Raw genomic sequence first — 19,421 nt, forward strand, 5'->3', positions numbered from 1 at the left:
CCAGGGCCTTTTACACAACTTCGATCAACTCCAACCTGCACTGAAAAGTGCACAGGACGGCGAAGCCTTGCCTGCGTGCAATCAACAAAAATAATAAACAAGAGGTGGAAAATGAAACTCAATAGCCGTGTGATTCCGTGTCTCTTTACTGAGCGAAAGTGTGCGGTCTGGATTAAGTTCACCAGTGCCATGGCACTATTCAGCGCCTCTACAATTGCAGGCGCCAACGGCATCGGCCTGAATGAACAAAGTGCAAGCAGTGCAGGGACTGCTTACGCGGGAAGGTCGTCTTCGGCGCTGGATGCCAGCACCATCTATGGAAACCCGGCAGGCTTGACCAAGTTGAAGCGCAGTGAGATTTCCGGCGGCGCCTCGGTCGTCTCGGCCAGCATCGACATCAGTGACGCGCAGAGCAGTGCCCCAGGAACGAATGAAGGGGACTCGGTACCTTTGGGGGTGGTCCCCTTCGCATATATGTCGACGCCGCTTGACGATCGTTTTTCTATTGGCCTGGGCCTCTATGCTCCGAGTGGTCTGATCAATGATTACGAGAGCAGTTTTCAGGGCCGCTACCATGGCTCCTATAGCACGACCAAGGAAATAACCCTGCAGCCCACCATTGCCTATCGGATCAATGATCACGTGTCCATTGGTGGCGGACCGACCATAAACCGTTTCAATGCCAAGCTTCAGAATTATATGGCCACCGGCGCCCTGAACAATGGCGAGGATACACTGGTCACCATCAAAGGCGATGACACGGCCATTGGCTACAACCTTGGCCTGCTGGTTGACTTTAATGAGGCAACCAGTTGGGGAATTACTTACCACTCGAAGGTGAGCTATCACCTCAAAGGGCATACGGAAGTTTCCGGCTCCCCGAGCGCTGTCATGGACGGAAATTATGACAACAAAGTAGACATTACTATGCCCGAATCAGTGGATACGTCCATCACCCATCGATTCAATAGTCGCTGGACCGGATACCTGGGAGCCACCTGGACACGTTGGAGCCGGATCCAGGAGGTCAAGGCAATCAACAGCGGTGTTTCCCCCGTGGGCCAGGCGGTTGGCATGGAGACCATGACCGAACTAATGAACTGGCATGACACGTGGAGCACCGCGGTGGGCGCATCCTATCAATGGAACCCCCAATGGCTGCTCCGCGCAGGCTACGCCTATGATCCCTCGCCAGTGGGAAATGAGGATCGCAGCGTGCGCGTTCCGGTTGGTAACCGCCAGGCCGTCACCTTCGGCGCCGCTTATTCGCCGAACTCCGATCTGACGATAGACCTTGCTTATGGTTATCTGTGGGATTCCAAAGTCTCTGTAAAACAGTCGAACAACTCCGGTCTTCAACCGGAATACAGTGCCAACTACGAAAACAGTGCGAATGGATTTTCAGTGCAGGCCACTTATCGGTACTGATGGACGCGATTGCGTTTCTTACCTAAACACAAACATTCAAAGCTTCGATTCAGGCTCACTCTGACGCGTAATGCCAAAAGCCCGCAAAAAGCGGGCTTTGGTTTGTTACGAGAAGGGCTTTAAGCCTGGCGCGCAGTAAATGCCGAGTAGCTGTTCATCAGGTTGCGGTAGTTCGGAATACGCTGGGACAGCAGATTGCCCAAGCCTTCGATGTCGTTGCGCCAGTCGCCCTGCAACTCGCAGGCTACCGAGAACCAGTTCATCATTTGCGCACCCGCTTGCGTCATGCGGGTCCACGCAGCCTGTTGCACGGTGGTGTTGAACGTGCCGGAAGAGTCCGTGACCACGAACACTTCAAACCCTTCAGCCAGGGCCGACAGCGTCGGGAAGGTCACGCAAACGTCGGTCACGACGCCGGCGATGATCAGTTGTTTGCGACCGGTTGCCTTGATCGCCTTGACGAAGTCTTCGTTGTCCCAGGCGTTGATCTGGCCAGGACGGGCAATGTAAGGCGCGTCCGGAAACATTTCCTTGAGCTCCGGCACCAGTGGGCCATTGGGGCCTTGTTCGAAACTGGTGGTCAGGATGGTTGGCAGGTCGAAGAACCTGGCCACGTCAGCCAGGGCCAGCACATTGTTTTTGAACTCATTGGGCGAGAAGTCCTGCACCAGCGAGATCAGGCCGGTCTGGTGGTCGATCATCAGGACTACGGCGTCGTCTTTGTTCAGGCGGTTGAGAGTGGCGTTGCTCATGATGAAATCCTTTATCGAGATGGGTAAGTGGCTTCGTTCAACATGGGCCCAGATTAATCATCTACGGATAAGGGAAAAAGAGGGTGAAAACGGTTTAACTGTCAACTCAGGGAGGACAATCGATTGGAGCGTCAGGCGATGGAGGGCAGAAGTCCGAGAATATGAATCTTTAGCGGTGGCCACACTCCACTGCTTGAGAGGTGCCTGCTTCTCACATGGCGGTGATACCCCGCTGGGGCTCACATCATGACTTCGATAGAAGACTTCAGAATCCATTCACATGCACTGCTGATCGAGCTGGATGCTGCGACCATGGGCATCATGACGCTGGTTTCATCCCGCTGTGTTTTCGGGCCCGACTGGGACGAAGCGACTAAGCGACATCACGATGCTTATGAAGTGTGGAATGCGTTTCTCAATAGTCCTGCATCTACCCTGAGTCCTCGTTGAATTCGGGTGACGCGTCTACAGAAAGTGTCCGGCCACTGTGGGCGCAAGGTCTCCTGAAGTGGGGGATTCGCAGAAAAAGTCAGTCTGTCGCGTCCTGCGATTATCTTGGGGGCACCTGGTTCGGGACTACGCTAACGCTATGCAGGCCGTCGATCAATTGTGATCCACTGTTTGCGCTGCGTCCGTCCCTGGAGCGTCCAATGCCGCCCATCACCACGCGCCTGGTGGCGCTGTTTGTTCTTTGCCTGACGCATGAAGTGCCAGCCCAGGACAACACTTGCCCAGCCGGCGAGAAACAAGTGTGCCTGGACGGCTGCATCTGCCTGCCAGACGTGGGACCGCTGCTCGGCCCGCTGTCTGACAACATCTACCAGATCGCGGTGCCTGCCCTGGCGCTGTGGCTGGCCCAAGCCCGCGCTGAAGCAGCCAATACCGACATTCAACCCATTCCATCGCATATACGGGAGCAACTGCTGCGCTGGTACGACCCCAGCGTCCTCGATGCCGCGCGCTACAAAATCAGCGACAACAGCCAATTCAACGCCGCCACTGCCATGTTGCAAAACCCCGATGTCGGTGCCGTGACGCTGATCGACATCATCCTCTTCCGGGACGCTCAAACCGCAGAACAGAACATCGCGCTCTGGGCGCACGAACTGAAGCATGTGCAACAGTTCAAGGAATGGGGAGTAGAAGGATTTGCCCAGCGGTATACACAAGATTTCAACGCGGTGGAGGCGCCGGCTTATGCCATCCAGGCTGAGGTCAGACGGTCGGTGCGGGAAGGGGCTTACTGAAGGGCAATGGATCGGTCACGGAGCAAGCCGCTATGCTTTCGGCACTCCCGGCACATCCATGTTTATCTTGCGCCAAGCGGCTTCAGACAAGCTGTAAACCGAAAAAGCGATCAACCCCAAGGCCATTACCATCAAAATCACACCTCCGGCCGGCAGGTTCTGGAGCGCATCCAGGGCTTCCTTCATGCCGGGTGGATCCATGGTTTTATAGCGCGAGCCACTGATTATCAGCAGCAGAGCGATCTCGATAAAGACGACGCCGCGGGCTATCAGCCCGAACCGAGACACCGGACGGACGTACCGCATGACGTCTTCGTCAGCTTCAAAATACTTCTCGAACGACGACTTCCATCCCTTGATGATGTGAGCGATGCCTACGCCGAGAGGGACGAGTGCGACGAGGTACACCAATACATTTGAGTGTTCCCAGGACAATAGATGCGCCAGTAAATCGCTGGTTTGCTCACCCCCGGAGTTACCCGAGCTTCTGATGCCGCTAACGAGTAAGCCCAACGCAAAAAACGCCAGCGCGCCGTTGACGACACCTCCCGCCAACAAGCCTGCCCGAATGACCAAACCCTTCATTTTTTTACCGTGATGATCGACGTCGCGTATGGCTTGCAACACTCGCCAACCGGCGAACGCGAGCAGACCCGCTACCACCAACCCGACTAAAACATAACCGAATGGCTGGCTTAACAAGGCCTCCAGGCTCTTTTGACTGTCCTTCGGTTTTGTCGAGTCTTGAGCCGCCAGCAGCGCGAAGATGCCAATGATCAGGTAAAGAACGCCTCGAGCGGCATATCCGCACCGAGCGAGTACTACAAGGTTGTGGTGCGCAGACATGGCCCTTACTCCGCAGAGGTATTAAAAGAGCAGACCTGTCCACGGGGAAGGGGTTCGATCGAAGGCCGGATTTGATCTATTCCGGATTTCAATTGCGGTAACAACGTCTGGTTCCGGAACAACGGGAATGAGCTTTTCCAAAGGCCACCTCAATCCCTATCACCGGATCGAGGTGGCCCATTCCAGGCCTCACAGATTCAACAACGGCATCACTTCACGTCGAACCGATCCAGGTTCATCACCTTGGTCCACGCCGCCACGAAGTCCTTAACAAACTTCTCCTTCGCATCACTGCTCGCGTAAAGCTCAGCCAATGCCCTCAATTGCGCATGAGAGCCAAAGACCAGATCAACACGGGTCCCGGTCCACTTCACTTCGCCGGTGTTCCGGTCGCGTCCTTCAAACTCCTCATTGGCCTCCGAGGTCGGTTTCCATTCCACGCCCATGTCCAGCAGGTTCTTGAAGAAGTCATTGGTCAACGCCTCTGGCTGCTTGGTGAACACGCCGTGTCTGGTCTGCCCGACGTTGGTGTTCAACACGCGCAGGCCACCCACGAGCGCGGTCATTTCTGGCGCGGTGAGCGTCAGCTGTTGCGCCTTGTCGATCAACAGATGCTCGGCCGAAACGCTGTAGCGGGATTTGAGGTAGTTGCGGAAACCATCGGCGATGGGTTCAAGGAAGCCGAAAGACTCGACATCCGTCTGCTCTTGCGAAGCGTCCGCACGACCCGGTGTGAAAGGCACCGTGACGCTGTGACCGGCATTTTTCGCCGCTTGTTCGACACCCGCGTTACCGGCCAGCACGATCAGGTCTGCCAGCGAGATTTTCTTGCCACTGTTGTTGAACTCGCTCTGAATGCTCTCGAGTTTCGCCAGCACGTTGCCCAGTTGCTCAGGCTGATTGGCTTGCCAGAATTTCTGCGGAGCCAGACGCAGACGACCCCCATTGGCGCCGCCACGTTTGTCGGAGCCGCGGAACGTGGAAGCCGCTGCCCAGGCCGTTGATACCAGCTGCGAGACGCTCAGGCCCGAAGCAAGCACTTTGCTCTTGAGCGCTGCGACGTCACTGTCGCTGATCAGGGCATGGTCGACTTCTGGGATCGGGTCTTGCCACAGCAATTCTTCGCTGGGCATTTCCGGGCCGAGGTAGCGGGAGAGGGGGCCCATGTCACGGTGGAGCAGTTTGAACCAGGCACGGGCGAACGCGTCGGACAACTGATCCGGATTGGCCAGGAAACGCCGCGAGATCGGCTCGTAGATTGGGTCGAATCGCAGGGCCAGGTCCGAGGTCAGCATGGTGGGATTGCGTCGTTTGGACGGGTCGTGAGCATCCGGAATGGTCCCGGCACCGGCGCCGTTTTTGGTGACCCACTGGTTCGCTCCGGCGGGGCTTTTGCTCAGTTCCCACTCGAAGCCGAACAGGTTTTCCAGGTAGTTATTGCTCCAACGGGTGGGCGTGGTGGTCCAGGTCACTTCCAGGCCGCTGGTGATGGTGTCCGGGCCTTTGCCGGTGCCGAAGCTGTTCTTCCAGCCAAAGCCCTGGGCTTCGAGGCCGGCGGCTTCGGGTTCGGCACCGACGTTGTCGGCAGGTCCGGCACCGTGGGTTTTGCCGAAGGCGTGGCCGCCGGCGATCAGCGCCACGGTTTCTTCGTCATTCATCGCCATGCGCCCGAACGTTTCACGGATGTCCTTGGCTGAAGCGACAGGGTCCGGGTTGCCTTCAGGGCCTTCGGGGTTCACATAAATCAGGCCCATTTGCACGGCGGCGAGCGGGTTTTCGAGATTGCGTCCTTGTTCGGTCCGGCTCTCCTCGTTTTCCCCCGGCTCAGCAACGAGCGGGCCTTCGCCAGGTTCTTGCATGGGTTCGTTTTCTTTGCCATAGCGGGTGTCACCGCCCAGCCATTTGTTTTCCGAACCCCAATACACGTCTTCATCCGGTTCCCAGACGTCCGCACGACCACCGGAAAAACCAAAGGTCTTGAAGCCCATGGACTCCAGCGCGACGTTGCCGGTGAGGACGATCAGGTCAGCCCAGGAAATCTTACGACCGTACTTTTGCTTGATTGGCCAGAGCAACCGGCGCGCCTTGTCGAGGCTGACGTTATCCGGCCAGCTGTTGAGCGGTGCAAAGCGCTGCTGACCTGAACCGGCACCGCCACGACCGTCACCCGTGCGGTACGTGCCTGCGGCGTGCCAGGCCATGCGAATGAAGAGCGGCCCATAGTGACCGAAGTCCGCCGGCCACCAGTCCTGGGAATCGGTCATCAGCGCCGTCAGGTCCCGCTTGACCGCTTCAAAATCCAGGGTCTTGAATTCATCGGCGTAGTTGAAGCCCTCGTCCGTGGGGTCGGACAGGGACGAGTGCTGGTGCAGGATTTTCAGGTTCAGTTGGTTCGGCCACCAATCGCGGTTCGTGGTGCCACCGCCAGCGGCGTGATTGAACGGGCATTTCGATTCATTTGCCATGTGCGAGCTACCTTTGGTCGTGTTCATCCGGCTATCAGCCCGGGGTGGGCGTTAGATAGCAACGAGCGAAATCAATGACATAGGCTGCAGGGCCAGCAGTTGGATCAACTGATTTGTCTGGACCACACGGGAATGCTGAACAGCGGCAATCGAGTTGCCTGTGCGGTGGCCCACGGGTGGCCTAGTCAAGCTTCGGACTCATTCCTGTCTCCCTATCAGCACTAAACCGGCCAGCTTGTTCCGCCAGCGCTGGATACAGGGTAGACCCCACTTGGGAAGTCAGCTAATAGGAGGAGTATTGGGGGGTGATAGGCAGAGTCTTTTACGGGTGTTGCGGGGAGGACCCGCGTCTATCTGAAGCTTGGACGCGGGTTTCAGGCCTGTGAGCTTACTTTTGCACGTTCTGGTACAGCATCAATCTAGAGGTTTCATGCATGGCGCGTGTCAGCTCCGACAGGCGCTTGAACTCTTCAGGGTTTTTCTCGGCGACGTTGTCCAGCGGCGTCATCGAAGCCAGGTCATGAAGGGTCGGCGAGCTGCCGTCGTGCTCCATCTGCACCATGTAGTGTTGCGTCACCCCGGCAATCAGCGGGAACGTTCCCTCACGCAATACCAGCGGTACCACGCGTTCACCTTCGGGCGCGGGCTGCTGGATATCACGGCCCATGCCGCTGTTGCGAAACTCAAGGCCGGCCATCCCCGCCACGGTCGGCAGCAAGTCCACCAGGCCAACCGCTTCCTCGACCTTGCGCGTCCCGATCAAACCCGGCGCGTGGATCAACATCGGCACCGCGTTGCTTTCCAGGCCCAGTTGCTCGTAGGCAGGTGCCAGGAAAGGGATCTGCGCGATTCGGGTGTTGTGGTCGCCAAACATCACGAAAATGGTGTTTTCGTACCAGCCGCCAGCCTTGGCGATTTCCATCAAGCGTCCGAGGTTGAAGTCCAGCAAGCGCACGGCGTTGTACTGCTCGACGCTGCGTGAACCTGCGGCCTGTACTTCGGCCAGGGTAGGGTGCTTGACCTCGAAACCGTCATTGCTCTTGGGAATCGTGAACGGACGGTGATTGCCTGCCGTCTGCACATACGCAAAGAACGGTTTGTCCTTGGGCAGTGCTTGCAGGATCTGATCGGTTTCCTTGAACAGATCCAGATCGGAAATGCCCCAGACATCCACCACCGGGGATTTCCAGTCCCGCTCTTCGAACAAGCGTACGCCGTCGATGCTTTGCCGAATCAGGGCATTCATGTTGGCCCAGCCGGAGTTGCCGCCGATGGTGTAAATCTTCTCGTAACCGGTGAAGGCATTGATCAGCGTGTTTTGCTTGGTGATCAGCGGATTACGCGTCGCGGTTTCCTGTCGAGTGACGTCAGGCACCCCGCTAATGCTGGCCCAAACGGTTTTCGCAGTCCCTGTCACCGGCACATAGAAGTGTTCAAAGAACCAGCTCTGCGTGGCCAAACGGTCGAGATTGGGCGTCGGATTGATCGGGTTGCCGTAGGCCCCGACGGCGCTGGTGCCCAGCGATTCAAGCATGATGAACATGACGTTCGGGGGACGCGAGCCCGGTATTTTGTAAGGTTGTGGCGCCTGGTGACGGACGAAATCAAGGGTCTGAGGGTCAGGCTTTTTGACCCCCAGGTAGTTGGCCATCACCGCATAATGTTCACGTACCTGCGCTTCGTCGTAGCGCGACTGGCCGACTTTGACCGTATCGTAAAGGAACAACACCGGGTTCAGACCCAGCGCGGCCATCTGGTTATTACCCGAGAAGAACGCATCGCTCCAGCGCAACGGGACGGGGTTCTCAAGGTTCATGTTTTCGACACGACCCAAAATGCCCAGCAGCACAACCACGACCATGACCGCGCCACCCCACGTAGCGGAGAGCGGGTGAATGACTTTGCGAGGGCGGTCCAGCGTGACGCTTTCCAGACGCACCAGCGCCAGGGTCACAAACGCAACTGTTGCCAGCCATCCCAGTGAAATCCAGATCACAGGGTAAGTCTGCCAGACCATGTCGCGGGAAATTTGCGCATCCTCGATGAAGCGCAGGACGGTGGCGTTGATCCTCACGCCCAGATAAGCGTAATGGCCAAAGTCGATGATGTAGATCAGCAGCATTACGCTCAGTGCGGCGACCAGATAGACCCGTGCGATCCGCCGCAGCAGGCGGCTGCGAAGCAAGTTCCAGCGAGGAATCCATGCCAGCAACGCCAACGGCAACATCGTCAGGATGGCCAGGCGCAAATCGAAACGAAAGCCGATGTTCAGGGTTTCCCAGACGCCCTTTGTGTCGATCAGGGCTTTGGGTTCGAACCCGGAAAAGCCGAAGAAGAACACCACCCTCAGCAGTGCAAACAGCACAAACACAATCGCTGTCGCGCCTAGCCAGTAATGTAAACGTCTCGAGTGCAGCCAACCCATCCCTGTTCCCCTGTTAAAAAGTCGTTAAATCTCAAACGGATTTGAATTCGTCGCTCACCGCACCACGTTGCTTGTTTGAGCGGCGGTACGTCCAGCGTATGGCAAGCGTCAGCAATGCCACGCAGCAATACAGACCCAGCAGCGGGTCAACCAGGTAATCCCAATAATTTTGCGAAGGTTTGATTCCGGCGATAAAGGCCAGGGTCGCGCTGGCCAGCATCAAGACGGCCAGGCCGTTGCGCAGGTAAAACAGGCCCAGTGTGAGCACGGCGAAGAAAATCAACATGGGCCGCGGGCTGTAGCCCAGGCGATAGGGGTCCACATCACTCATGCCCAAGGTGGCCGGGTACAGCACCACGGCCATCGCGGCAAAGAGGATCAATACGCCGGTTTTTCCCCGCGCCGGTGGCAGCAGGTCCAGCCGCCGTAAACAACCCCACGCCATGAACACCAGGGTGGTGATCGCAAGGTCATCAATGTAGCTGCGCAAATACGCGGCCAGGGACAACCCTTCCAGCGATATGAAGCTGGCTGCCAGCAACGCGGCCAACAGCGTGATCCGCCAGGCCCTGGACAGGCCGAACGAAGGCAGCATCAGGAAGATGATCATTGCGAAGCTGATATGGGCTTGCCACAGGCTGATCATTTGAGACGCTCGTTGAGCCATGCATCGTTGAAAGTAACGTGCTTGATGAAGGTGTTGTTCCAGGAATAAACCAAGTGATACATGCCGTCAGGACTGCGGATGAAGTAGGGGTATTCGTATTCGAATTCACACCCTTGGTTTTTACAGACACGGTTGTCGAGGTTATCCAGGAACTCCGCTTCCAGCGGTTGGCGGCGCGCGCCGCTGGACCCACGGAACTCCCGGCCGATAATCTCCTTGTAGGCTTCGGGAGAAAACGGAGCGCCCTGCGGATCAGGTGATTTGTCCAGGTCGCGCAACGAGCGCCAATCGTCCATTTTGGCGTCGGTTCCGTACAGACTCAGCTTGAATCGGCCCTCTTGCAGGTCGTTGAGCGCCACCAGCAACCCGTGTTCGGGCGTTGCGACGGCCGCCAACGAAGAATTCGGATTCGAGGGATCGAGCGGATAAGGTTCGCTCCAGGTTTGCCCGGCATCTTCAGTGCGGGTCGCCAGGACACGGTGATGGGTGTTGCCGGCATAACGCAGCAAGGCGATGCCGCGCTGTCCGTCCAGCGGAACCACCGTGGGTTGCAGAGAGTTCATGCCATGGCTGATGCGGAATTTGTCGATCACATCGCCGTCTGCACTCAGGTAGAGGTACTCGGCAAACTTGCCTAGAAATTCGTGGTACACCGGCAGGCCGATAGAGCCGTCGGCATGAAACACCGGTGCGGAGCGGACCAGGGTGCTGATGTTCAAAAAGGGCGATGTGATTAGCTGGCGCGGAGCGGACCAATGTTCACCGAAGTCGTCGGACACCATCACATTGACCGCGCTACCGGCCCAGCCACCCATGGACACCGACACGTAGAACAACCACACGCGGTTATCCGGCGCGAGGGCCACCACCGGGTTACCCAGCTTGCGAATGTATTTTCGAGTGCCCTGTTGGGTCGAATCCCGAGTCGCCAGGACCTGTTCCGCCCCCCATTCACCGGTTTTCGAGTCGAACCGGGCGGAGCGCACCTGCACATCGGCTGCACCTTCGCGCGAGCCTGCAAACCAGACCGTCATCAGGCTGCCGTCGGGCAGGGCGGTGACCGCCGAGGAATGCACGAAATCGACGAGTCCGGATGAGGCGAAACGGCTGGTATAAATGGGCTCGGCCACTTTGCCGGCCACTGCCATCACTGGACTGATCAGGGCAAAGGAAGAATGTGTATTGGCAGGATTGATCAACCACGCGGTCGCAAAAAGGCAGGAGAGAGCGAGGTAGGCACAGAAGGCAGGAATACTGGGAAGTTTGATGCGCATGACTACGTTGGCATTTAATGGCCCGATTAGGCGCTCAACGTAACACTCGGTAGTACACGATCGGGTTTTATGATTGGCTAAATTGTAAGTAAGTATTTGTAGCTTGCTGCCAGGTCGGCATGCGGAGGTTGGATTAGCGTCTGAGACCGCCGGACTAGAGGGATTCCTTTAGTCAGTCGGGCGTGCTGGCCATTGGTCGCAAAAGTCAGGCTGGTAACAGGCGAGTCATCGGGATATGGGTTGTTTATTCGGGCGTCTTCGTCGGAACGCCGCCCGAGGCAAGCCACGCATTCACCCCTTATCGGCGTCACCCAGATGATGGGTGATCGACTCAACGGGATTGATCGACGACCTCTATCTGCGTCAACCCTATCAGCTCAGCCTGTTTTAAAATTTCCTCCGGCGTCGCGTCCGCAGTGGGCATGATCAGGCTGTTCTCTCCATCCCCAAAATGCAGCTGTAACAAATGCATCGTCGCCTCATGAACGGATAGCTGCGATTGCTTCAGTTCGAACACGTATGTGCGGTGCTCGCCTTCGAACAGGTAATGCAGCGTGTACTTGTGCATGGTGGGATCCTTGTTATGGGAGAAGAGATGCTAATTATCCCGACTGGGTCGTCAGTTGTTAGTTCAACTGCTCGGCTTACCCTTTCCCTATCGAGCCCGACTCGAGGTTATCGAGGCGCTATAGAAGCTCATCGGCGTGATACACGGGGAGCAGCGCAACAAACATCATGCTCCTGATCTGATTAGCATCTGCCCGATGGGCTAAAACTCCTCGTACAAGGGCTTTTAGTTTCTCGGTCTGCTAGGTGGGTGGTCTACGCTTGCCAAAACGCTTTTTACAGCGGGTGTTATGAGCAACTTCCCAATCGTTGCCACGGTGCTTTCGATGATATTGGGGCTCTCCGTCACCCGTCTTCTTTTGGGTGTATTGACCGTGTTCCGCATTCGCCGTGTGGCTGCGCCTGATTGGGTCGCCCTTGTCTGGGCCATTATGCTTTTCACGACACAGCTGGATTTTTGGTGGGCCGTCAACGCACTGCCTGCGGTAAAAGTGACATTCTCGTTCGCGGAATTTTTATTGCTCGTCCTGTTGGCGTTATCGCTTTTTGTATTTGCCGCATTGTTGCTTCCAAGCCGAAGCGAGGACGAACAAAACGGGCTTCGCATTTACTTCGAACAGGATGGCCGCTACGCACTTCCATCGCTGTCGACTTTTCTGGTTCTCGGTCTCATCGTGAATGCTGTAGCAGCTGTCGAGCCCCGCGAGGCAGCGTCCGGCGGCGAAGCCGTCGCAAACCCTGCAACCGTGTTTCTTCAGGCAAACCGCAGACGCAGCCTCGCGCTGCTCGACAGCTGCTACAAAATCCCAAGTTCCCAAGTTCCCAAGTTCCCAAGATCCCCACTCCCCAAAATCCCAATGCCCGGTTGCGGCCGCGGTGCTTTAGCGAAAAACCTGCCTTTGGTCGGTGTACCTGAACCGGATTCACGCTGTATTGATCCATTCTGAAAGAACTTCGGGGAGCGCTGCCATGCACTCGTTTGCCAATCTACTGACTCCGGCCCAAGAGCTAAAGCTGCGAGCGCTCAACACCTGGCATCTCGCCCTTGAAGACTTGAAGCTGCGTATGGAGTGTCCCGACGCCTATCACGAAGAACTGATTCGTCAGTCTGACGAGATGGATCGACTGGGAATAGTGAGCTGGCAGGAGTGGCGCGATCTCAGGGTTGAGGCGGATCAAGCGTATCTGCGTGCTATCGCAGGCGAGGATTATCACCGAGCGCTGAAAAAGGAGAGCGGCTGATTGAATCGGATAAAAGCATGAACAAAACCATCGGCGCCACGGATCTGGGCATAGATTTGCAGCACGGGGACGAAAGTGCCCTGTTCAAATGGTTCATCGCCAGCTTTCTGATGGGCAAGCGGATTCAGGCTGAAATCGCCGCGCAGGCGTATCGCGTCATTGTTGAAAAACATGCGAGAGATTCCGCACTCAAACTTGGGCACTGCACACACCGACAACTGGTCGGCATGTTGGGCGAAGCCCGTTACGTGCGTTATGACGAAACCACAGCCCTGCGATTGCTAAAGCTCAGCGCCAAACTGCACGAAGAATACGCCGGGAAGATTGGCAACATTCAGCGCGTCAGTGAAAACCGCCAGGCGTTCGAAAAACGCCTGGCGGAGTTCGAAGGGGTAGGGCCCAAGACCATTGAGATTTTCATGCGTGATGCGGGGACCGTGCTGTATTGAAACACCTGTGGTGAACGCTTAAAAACTGCAAACGGCACCCTGAAACACCACCCGTCCAAACTGCGCATTGGCGTCCAGCGGCGTGACAGCCAGCAGTTGATCCAGACGGACTTCCTGCTGGCCATCAGCCGTTTCAAGGCACAGAAACTCTTCCTTGTCACTGGAAGTTCGCGTCGTCAGCGCCTTGGCGATCAGGCGTGCGCCGTCGTTCAGCTCGATATCCAGTCGATAACCGCGCAGGCAAGCGATCTCCAGATAGTCGTGCAGATCGCAGTTCAAAGGCTGATACGCGTTCATCTCGTTACTCCTGGCAACCTTGCAGTTTGATGATGAAGTGACCTTGCTTGCTGATCGCTTCGGCGACGACCGGGTTCGACGGTTCAACGTGGCAGAACCGGCATTCGTTCTGGGAAATATCTTCGTCCTGAACGCCCTGTTCATCAAGGAAGCGTCGGGCGTAGGACTTCGCCAGTTCAGGGTCATTGCTGTCGATCAACACATCGAAATGCAAGTAGCGGCCATCTTTGGTACGCACGTGGGTATCGAACACTTTAACGCTCATCATTTGCTCTCCTTCAGTTTCCAGGTGCCGGGCAGAGACAGGTCGCCCGAGGCAATGTCATAGACGCTGCTCACGCAAAGCAGTGGGTTGTGCAGATCGGCATTGACCTTCAGGGCCGCGGTGACGCCGTCGTAGTTGAAACTTTCAGGAAAGCCCACGGCTGCCAGCGGCACGCGAATTTTCGCGGCATTTTTTTCGACGCTCAGGTCGTAGCCGGGGGAGTCGATGTAGATCGGCGCGCCAGGCCAGGTCGCCGGTAGCTTGGGCTTGGCATCTTTGGGGATGTCGCGGACTTTCAGACCACCAGGTCCGCAGCTTTCATCTTTGGTCAGCACTACCCAGTGGGAATGCCAGAGGCCGCCGTCGTTGTCTTTCTTGCCGTCCTTGTTTTCGTCCAGTTGCGGGGTGTCGTCGAAGTCCGGGTGCGAGGTCAGTGCCAGGGCGAGAATGCCTGACTTCGCTTCAAACCCGACGGCTGAGCTGTCCAGACTGGTTGGCCAGACATAGCTGTAGACGTCCGCACCTGCGAAAGCGCCTTTAGCCGCAGGCACCCGACTGCCGGCCTTGCCGTCGACCAATTGTTCGAATACCAGGTTGGTGCCTTCCTTGAAGACACGGGTATTGACGAGGTCGAACGCGGCGTCCGCCGTGCTCTTCGCGCTGCTGATACCTGCCGAATCGTGGGCCCACGCGGGTGCTACCAGAAGCGTGCTGATGGCCAATGCCAGTACCGATTTCATGATGACCTCCTATCTCAGTGTGTTGTGAATTTAGTTTCGAATCGATACCGACAAGCCTAAGCCAAGGCTGGATTTTGTCAATATGGTTTTTATCCGATACTATTTATCAACACTCTTGATCTGGAAATACCCCTGTGTTGTTCGATCTGCTGGAAAGACTGTCGAGCCTGACGCGCGTCTGGTTTCGCGAACACCCGAAGCTGACGGATCTGCAGCCGATTCAATTGAGCGCGCTGATGTATCTGGGCCGCTGCAATCGTTACTCCAACACGCCATTGGCGGTGACCGAGTATCTGGGGCTGACCAAGGGCACGGTGTCGCAATCGCTCAAGGCGCTGGAAACCAACGGGCTGCTGATCAAGACCCCGGACGCCAAGGACAAACGCAGCGTGCACCTGGAATTGACCGCGCCGGCCAGAGCCCTGTTGGATGCCGTGATGCCACCGGATTTTCTGGTAGCTGCCGCCCAGCGAATGGGCGCACGGTCACAGGATCTGGAAGGGTTGTTGCTGGAGCTGTTGAGGAATATTCAGCAAGGGGAAAATGTACCGGGTTTCGGGCTTTGCCGAAGCTGCCGCTTCCATCGGACAGTGGCGGGCGGGGCCTTTTGTGGACTGACTCAGGAACCCTTGGAGTCCGGCGAAATCGATTTGATTTGCAGGGAGCATCGAGTGCCTGAAGAGGTGCTCGATTGAGACTGATCCACAATTTCGACCATCACAAGGATTCCCCATGGGTTTAAGCAAACGCGATCAGGCACGCATCGAACGTCGCCTGGTTGCCACCCTGACCGAGGCGTGTGAAACGGCCAAAGCGCAAATCGTCGGATTCGAATGGCTGACCCACGAAGTCGATTACGACGAATTTCCTTCCAGCCTGAGGGTTGTCTGGGTCTTCAACACCCAGGCCAACAAGGATCAAGCGTTGGCGAGCGGGCAGGGCGAGCGCATGGTCGAACTGACAGCTAACGCGTTGAACGAAGCGGATGTACTCGTCAGCCAAGTCTCGGCCCATGTGCAGTTTGATTCTGAAGAGCAATGCCAGCGAGCCAATGGCGGCAATTGGCAGCAGCGTCTGGCGCGCAAGCGCTAATCGGCACCTACCGCATGTCGCAAAACATCGAAAGTACGGCGTCAGTCTTCAAAGACTGGCCAGCGCAGCCGATAACGTGTTCATAAAAGCGACGTACCGAGAGGGCTACCCCATGTCTATAAAATTACGCTTGTTGCTGCTGATTGGTACGAGCTTGCTCACCGCGTTGATCGTGAGTCTGGTCAGTTACGTGGGAAACACCCGAATGGCTGAAGCGGTGAAGGACAACGAGGTCAGCATGACCGCGCTGCGCAATCACCTCGAAGGCGACATGATGCACGACGCACTGCGCGCCGATGTGCTGTCCGCGATGGTGGTCGGGCTGGGCAAAAGCACCAGCAGCAAAGCCGAGGTGCGCAGCTCCATCGAGGAGCATGCGGCGAATTTTCGTGAATTGCTGGGTGAAAACCTCAAGCTGCCGGTCAACGACACCATCAAGGCGGGCCTGAACAAGATCAAGCCGAGCCTCGATACCTACATCAGCGCGGCCGAGCGCATTGTCGGTCTGGCGCTGGAAAATCCGGATTCCGCCCAAAAGGAACTGGGCACGTTCAATACCGCATTCAGCCAACTGGAAGACCAGATGGCGGCCCTCAGCGAGCTGATCGAAACCTACACCCAGCAGACCAGCCAAGGCACCGAGCAGGCCATCAGCAGCGCGAATTTCACGCTGGGCGTCGTGCTCATCGCCAGCCTGTTGTTGCTGCTCATCCAGGGCCGCTGGGTGATTTTGAGCATCATGGGTCCGTTGCAGACCGCCAGCCGCATTGCCCAAAGCATCGCCCATGGCAACCTGAGCGAACCTATCGTCGAACCGACCCACAAGGATGAAGCCAGCGCATTGATCCGCAGTCTGGCGACCATGCAGCGTGACCTGCGCGGCATGATCGAGGTGGTGCGCAGCAATGCGCATGGCGTCAGTGGCATGAGCGTGCAGTTGAGCAGCGGCTGCCATCAGGTCGCCGACAGCAGCCAGCAGCAAAGCGTCGCGGCCAGCACCATGGCCGCTGCCGCGAGTGAAATGACTGCGAGCATCGAGGAAATTACCCGCCACGCCGAGCGCGCACTAAACATGGCCAACCAGGCCGAGGCACTGGCCAAGGATGGCGGTCGCGTGATCCATCAGGTGGTCAGCGACATGGACGGCATCGCGCGTTCGGCGCAGCAATCGGCCCAGGTGATCCGCACGCTGGACAAGGAGTCCGAGGGAATTTTCAGCATCATTCAGGTGATCAAGGGCATCGCCGATCAAACCAACCTGCTGGCCCTCAACGCCGCCATCGAAGCTGCTCGCGCCGGTGAGCAAGGCCGAGGTTTTGCGGTGGTGGCCGACGAAGTCCGCAGCCTCGCAGGACGCACCAGCGCTTCCACCCAGGAAATTGCCAGCATGGTCTCGCGCATCCAGCAAAGCACCCGCGAGGCAGTGACCAGCATGGAGGCGGGGGTTGCGCAGGTCGACAAGGGCATGGCGGTGACCGCCGACGTCGAGCGCGCCATCCGCGAAATCCTCGAAGCCACGCTCAATACCACTGAGCTGGTGAATGACATTACCCGCACGATCGGCGAGCAGAGTCTGGCCAGTAACGAAATTGCTCATCAGGTGGACATGATTGCGGGGATGTCGGAAGGCAACAGCAAGGTGATTGGGCAGACTGCATCGACGACTGATGAGCTGTCGACTTTGGCGGGGAAGCTGTCGCAGTCGGTGGATCGGTTTCGGCTTTGAGGCTTGTGTATCGATCAAATGATTTCAGGTGATTGTCAGGGCCTCATCGCGAGCAGGCTCGCTCCCACATTTGATCTGCGTCGAACACAAATTCTGTGCTTAATGAAGATCCAATGTGGGAGTGAGCCTGCTCGCGATTGCAGCAGGTCAGACAACACAGAATCCTGTCCCTAAAGGTATTTATCCGTAACCGCGCCCTCCGAAGCGCTGGACACAGTCTTCGCATACTTGGCCAGCACCCCGCGTTTGTACTTGGATTCCGGGCGCACCCAACGGGTCTTGCGCTCGGCCAGTTCGGCGTCGGAGACGTCCACCGTAATCTGCCGGGTTTCAGCGTCGATGGTGATCCTGTCGCCATCTTCAATCAGCGCAATCGGCCCGCCCTCAAAGGCCTCCGGCGTGATATGCCCCACCACAAAACCATGTGAGCCGCCGGAGAAGCGGCCATCGGTGATCAGCGCGACTTCCTTGCCCAGCCCTTTGCCCATGACCGCCGAGGTAGGCGAAAGCATTTCGCGCATGCCGGGCCCACCCTTGGGCCCTTCATAGCGAATCACGATGACGTCGCCGGCTTTGACTTCGCCATTGAGAATCCCGGCCAACGCGCCTTCCTCGCCGTGATACACACGCGCCATACCTTCAAAGCGCAAACCTTCCTTGCCGGTGATCTTGGCCACTGCGCCAGTGGGCGAAAGGTTGCCGCGCAGCACCACCAGATGGGAGTCCTTTTTGACCGGCTGGTCGAACGGCAGAATCACGTCCTGGCCTTCGGGGTAGTCGGGTACGTTTTCGAGGTTTTCTGCCAGGGTCTTGCCGGTCACCGTCAGCACATCGCCGTGCAGCATGCCGGCGGCGAGCATGCGTTTCATCAGCGGCTGGATGCCGCCGATGGCCACCAGCTCACTCATCATGTATTTGCCGCTGGGGCGCAGGTCGGCCACCACCGGGGACACCTTGCCCAGCTCGACGAAATCATCCAGCGTCAGCTCGACATCCACCGCATGTGCCATGGCCAACAGGTGCAGCACTGCGTTGGTCGAGCCGGCGAGGGCGATCACCACGCGGATGGCGTTCTCGAAGGCCTTGCGGGTCATGATGTCGCGCGGTTTGAGGTCCAGTTTGAGCAGCTCCATGACCTGCTGGCCGGCACGGTAGCTGTCTGACGCCTTATCGCTGCCGACGGCGTCCTGAGAACTGGAACCGGGCAGGCTCATGCCCAATGCTTCGATGGCCGAGGCCATGGTGTTGGCCGTGTACATGCCGCCGCAGGAGCCGGGACCGGGAATCGCCACTTCCTCGATCTGCTTGACCTGAATCTCGTTGATATCGCCGCGTGCATTTTGGCCCACGGCCTCGAACACGGAAATGATGTCGGTGTGGCCGGCGCCCGGGCGGATGGTGCCGCCATAGACGAAGATCGACGGGCGATTCAGCCGGGCCATGCCGATCAGGCACCCCGGCATGTTCTTGTCACAACCACCCACGGTCACCAGACCGTCAAAGCCTTCGCAACCGGCCACCACTTCGATGGAGTCGGCGATCACCTCCCGCGACACCAGCGAATACTTCATGCCTTCGGTGCCGTTGGCGATGCCGTCGGAAATGGTGATGGTGTTGAAAATAACGCCCTTGGCGCCGGCGGCATTTGCGCCTTTTTCCGCTTCAACGGCGAGCTTGTCGATGTGCATGTTGCACGGCGTGACCATCGCCCATGTCGAGGCGATGCCGATCTGCGGTTTTTTGAAGTCCTCATCCGTAAAGCCCACGGCACGCAGCATGGAGCGGCCGGGCGCGCGCTCCACGCCGTCGACCACTAGAGAGGAATACTTGCGTAAATCGACTTTGTCGCTCATGACGTTCCCTCATATCCAGATCGCTGGCCCGACCGGTGTGGCCCGAAGCAACGGATTGAGTCTAGTCCCGACAGCGACAAAAATCA

At 57.5% G+C, this 19,421-nt stretch carries 19 protein-coding genes and 2 pseudogenes; 10 read left to right on the forward strand and 11 right to left on the reverse strand.

Annotated elements, in window-relative coordinates:
- Positions 1–111 precede the first annotated feature (111 nt).
- Positions 112–1,428, forward strand: a complete 1,317-nt coding sequence (locus ACA070_RS12920) for an OmpP1/FadL family transporter (protein WP_497451452.1) — start codon at positions 112–114, stop codon at positions 1,426–1,428.
- A gap of 119 nt (positions 1,429–1,547) precedes the next feature.
- On the opposite strand, the gene ycaC is transcribed toward ACA070_RS12920, so the two are convergent.
- Positions 1,548–2,180 (reverse strand): isochorismate family cysteine hydrolase YcaC, encoded by a 633-nt coding sequence (ycaC, locus tag ACA070_RS12925; RefSeq protein WP_497451453.1) that lies wholly within the window; start codon positions 2,178–2,180, stop codon positions 1,548–1,550.
- A gap of 246 nt (positions 2,181–2,426) precedes the next feature.
- Here ycaC and ACA070_RS12930 point away from each other — a divergent pair, with 246 nt between their 5' ends.
- On the forward strand, positions 2,427–2,630 hold the full coding sequence (locus ACA070_RS12930; RefSeq protein ID WP_497451454.1) for a hypothetical protein: 204 nt from the start codon (positions 2,427–2,429) through the stop codon (positions 2,628–2,630).
- Positions 2,631–2,830: 200 nt separating this feature from the next.
- Positions 2,831–3,427: an eCIS core domain-containing protein gene (locus ACA070_RS12935; RefSeq protein ID WP_497451455.1), complete on the forward strand. Its 597-nt coding sequence runs from the start codon at positions 2,831–2,833 to the stop codon at positions 3,425–3,427.
- Positions 3,428–3,457: 30 nt separating this feature from the next.
- On the opposite strand, the gene ACA070_RS12940 is transcribed toward ACA070_RS12935, so the two are convergent.
- From ACA070_RS12940 to ACA070_RS12965, 6 genes are all read right to left on the reverse strand, one after another.
- Complete coding sequence (locus ACA070_RS12940) at positions 3,458–4,273, reverse strand: DUF1206 domain-containing protein (protein ID WP_497451456.1); 816 nt, start codon at positions 4,271–4,273, stop codon at positions 3,458–3,460.
- Positions 4,274–4,482: 209 nt separating this feature from the next.
- Positions 4,483–6,738: a catalase/peroxidase HPI gene (gene katG / locus ACA070_RS12945; RefSeq protein ID WP_497451457.1), complete on the reverse strand. Its 2,256-nt coding sequence runs from the start codon at positions 6,736–6,738 to the stop codon at positions 4,483–4,485.
- A gap of 388 nt (positions 6,739–7,126) precedes the next feature.
- Positions 7,127–9,163 (reverse strand): LTA synthase family protein, encoded by a 2,037-nt coding sequence (locus tag ACA070_RS12950; protein WP_497451458.1) that lies wholly within the window; start codon positions 9,161–9,163, stop codon positions 7,127–7,129.
- A 31-nt stretch (positions 9,164–9,194) separates the two neighbouring features.
- On the reverse strand, positions 9,195–9,809 hold the full coding sequence (locus ACA070_RS12955; RefSeq protein ID WP_497451459.1) for a hypothetical protein: 615 nt from the start codon (positions 9,807–9,809) through the stop codon (positions 9,195–9,197).
- Complete coding sequence (locus tag ACA070_RS12960; protein ID WP_497451460.1) at positions 9,806–11,104, reverse strand: sialidase family protein; 1,299 nt, start codon at positions 11,102–11,104, stop codon at positions 9,806–9,808. Before ACA070_RS12960 ends, ACA070_RS12955 begins: the two co-directional genes overlap by 4 nt.
- A 331-nt stretch (positions 11,105–11,435) precedes the next feature.
- A complete protein-coding gene (locus ACA070_RS12965) occupies positions 11,436–11,672 on the reverse strand; it encodes a hypothetical protein (RefSeq protein WP_497451461.1) in 237 nt (78 codons plus the stop codon).
- Between the two features lie 289 nt (positions 11,673–11,961).
- Between ACA070_RS12965 and ACA070_RS12970 the strand changes: the two genes are divergently transcribed.
- The 3 genes from ACA070_RS12970 to ACA070_RS12980 are packed head-to-tail and all read left to right on the forward strand — an operon-like array spanning position 11,962 to position 13,362.
- A complete protein-coding gene (locus ACA070_RS12970) occupies positions 11,962–12,618 on the forward strand; it encodes a hypothetical protein (protein ID WP_497451462.1) in 657 nt (218 codons plus the stop codon).
- Between the two features lie 22 nt (positions 12,619–12,640).
- Positions 12,641–12,913: a hypothetical protein gene (locus ACA070_RS12975; protein WP_497451463.1), complete on the forward strand. Its 273-nt coding sequence runs from the start codon at positions 12,641–12,643 to the stop codon at positions 12,911–12,913.
- A 17-nt stretch (positions 12,914–12,930) separates the two neighbouring features.
- Entirely contained in the window at positions 12,931–13,362 is a 432-nt protein-coding gene (locus tag ACA070_RS12980; RefSeq protein ID WP_497451464.1) for a DNA methylase, read from the forward strand.
- Between the two features lie 18 nt (positions 13,363–13,380).
- Here the strand turns inward: ACA070_RS12980 and ACA070_RS12985 are convergent, their stop codons facing one another.
- From ACA070_RS12985 to ACA070_RS12995, 3 genes are read right to left on the reverse strand one after another with little or no spacing between them, the layout of a single operon-like run.
- On the reverse strand, positions 13,381–13,659 hold the full coding sequence (locus ACA070_RS12985; protein WP_497451465.1) for a Rho-binding antiterminator: 279 nt from the start codon (positions 13,657–13,659) through the stop codon (positions 13,381–13,383).
- Between the two features lie 4 nt (positions 13,660–13,663).
- The gene (locus ACA070_RS12990; RefSeq protein ID WP_109632290.1) at positions 13,664–13,924 is read right to left on the reverse strand and encodes a DUF2024 family protein; all 261 of its coding nucleotides are present in this window, start codon (positions 13,922–13,924) and stop codon (positions 13,664–13,666) included.
- Positions 13,924–14,664, reverse strand: coding sequence for a hypothetical protein (locus ACA070_RS12995; protein ID WP_497451466.1), 741 nt, complete (start codon positions 14,662–14,664; stop codon positions 13,924–13,926). Before ACA070_RS12995 ends, ACA070_RS12990 begins: the two co-directional genes overlap by 1 nt.
- 134 nt (positions 14,665–14,798) lie before the next feature.
- Here ACA070_RS12995 and ACA070_RS13000 point away from each other — a divergent pair, with 134 nt between their 5' ends.
- The 4 genes and pseudogenes from ACA070_RS13000 to ACA070_RS13015 all read left to right on the forward strand — a co-directional run.
- The gene (locus tag ACA070_RS13000; protein WP_497451467.1) at positions 14,799–15,359 is read left to right on the forward strand and encodes a MarR family winged helix-turn-helix transcriptional regulator; all 561 of its coding nucleotides are present in this window, start codon (positions 14,799–14,801) and stop codon (positions 15,357–15,359) included.
- A 37-nt stretch (positions 15,360–15,396) separates the two neighbouring features.
- Positions 15,397–15,756 (forward strand): hypothetical protein, encoded by a 360-nt coding sequence (locus tag ACA070_RS13005; protein ID WP_497451468.1) that lies wholly within the window; start codon positions 15,397–15,399, stop codon positions 15,754–15,756.
- Between the two features lie 112 nt (positions 15,757–15,868).
- Positions 15,869–16,576: pseudogene (locus tag ACA070_RS13010) on the forward strand (MCP four helix bundle domain-containing protein); the annotation flags it as partial.
- 309 nt (positions 16,577–16,885) lie between these two features.
- Positions 16,886–17,482, forward strand: a pseudogene (locus tag ACA070_RS13015) (methyl-accepting chemotaxis protein); the annotation flags it as partial.
- Between the two features lie 170 nt (positions 17,483–17,652).
- Here the strand turns inward: ACA070_RS13015 and ilvD are convergent.
- Positions 17,653–19,335 carry a dihydroxy-acid dehydratase gene (gene ilvD, locus ACA070_RS13020; RefSeq protein ID WP_497451469.1) on the reverse strand — a complete coding sequence of 561 codons (1,683 nt, stop codon included), beginning with the start codon at positions 19,333–19,335 and terminating at the stop codon, positions 17,653–17,655.
- Positions 19,336–19,421 lie beyond the last annotated feature (86 nt).

It is taken from the genome of Pseudomonas sp. LBUM1678 (genome assembly GCF_059695575.1).

Excerpts from the sequence above, each read along its gene's own strand:
- ACA070_RS12920 (WP_497451452.1), top strand. The coding sequence starts at position 112 with ATGAAACTCAATAGCCGTGTGATTCCGTGTCTCTTTACTGAGCGAAAG.
- ycaC (WP_497451453.1), bottom strand. The coding sequence starts at position 2,180 with ATGAGCAACGCCACTCTCAACCGCCTGAACAAAGACGACGCCGTAGTC.
- ACA070_RS12930 (WP_497451454.1), top strand. The coding sequence starts at position 2,427 with ATGACTTCGATAGAAGACTTCAGAATCCATTCACATGCACTGCTGATC.
- ACA070_RS12935 (WP_497451455.1), top strand. The coding sequence starts at position 2,831 with ATGCCGCCCATCACCACGCGCCTGGTGGCGCTGTTTGTTCTTTGCCTG.
- ACA070_RS12940 (WP_497451456.1), bottom strand. The coding sequence starts at position 4,273 with ATGTCTGCGCACCACAACCTTGTAGTACTCGCTCGGTGCGGATATGCC.
- katG (WP_497451457.1), bottom strand. The coding sequence starts at position 6,738 with ATGGCAAATGAATCGAAATGCCCGTTCAATCACGCCGCTGGCGGTGGC.
- ACA070_RS12950 (WP_497451458.1), bottom strand. The coding sequence starts at position 9,163 with ATGGGTTGGCTGCACTCGAGACGTTTACATTACTGGCTAGGCGCGACA.
- ACA070_RS12955 (WP_497451459.1), bottom strand. The coding sequence starts at position 9,809 with ATGATCAGCCTGTGGCAAGCCCATATCAGCTTCGCAATGATCATCTTC.
- ACA070_RS12960 (WP_497451460.1), bottom strand. The coding sequence starts at position 11,104 with ATGCGCATCAAACTTCCCAGTATTCCTGCCTTCTGTGCCTACCTCGCT.
- ACA070_RS12965 (WP_497451461.1), bottom strand. The coding sequence starts at position 11,672 with ATGCACAAGTACACGCTGCATTACCTGTTCGAAGGCGAGCACCGCACA.
- ACA070_RS12970 (WP_497451462.1), top strand. The coding sequence starts at position 11,962 with ATGAGCAACTTCCCAATCGTTGCCACGGTGCTTTCGATGATATTGGGG.
- ACA070_RS12975 (WP_497451463.1), top strand. The coding sequence starts at position 12,641 with ATGCACTCGTTTGCCAATCTACTGACTCCGGCCCAAGAGCTAAAGCTG.
- ACA070_RS12980 (WP_497451464.1), top strand. The coding sequence starts at position 12,931 with ATGAACAAAACCATCGGCGCCACGGATCTGGGCATAGATTTGCAGCAC.
- ACA070_RS12985 (WP_497451465.1), bottom strand. The coding sequence starts at position 13,659 with ATGAACGCGTATCAGCCTTTGAACTGCGATCTGCACGACTATCTGGAG.
- ACA070_RS12990 (WP_109632290.1), bottom strand. The coding sequence starts at position 13,924 with ATGAGCGTTAAAGTGTTCGATACCCACGTGCGTACCAAAGATGGCCGC.
- ACA070_RS12995 (WP_497451466.1), bottom strand. The coding sequence starts at position 14,664 with ATGAAATCGGTACTGGCATTGGCCATCAGCACGCTTCTGGTAGCACCC.
- ACA070_RS13005 (WP_497451468.1), top strand. The coding sequence starts at position 15,397 with ATGGGTTTAAGCAAACGCGATCAGGCACGCATCGAACGTCGCCTGGTT.
- ilvD (WP_497451469.1), bottom strand. The coding sequence starts at position 19,335 with ATGAGCGACAAAGTCGATTTACGCAAGTATTCCTCTCTAGTGGTCGAC.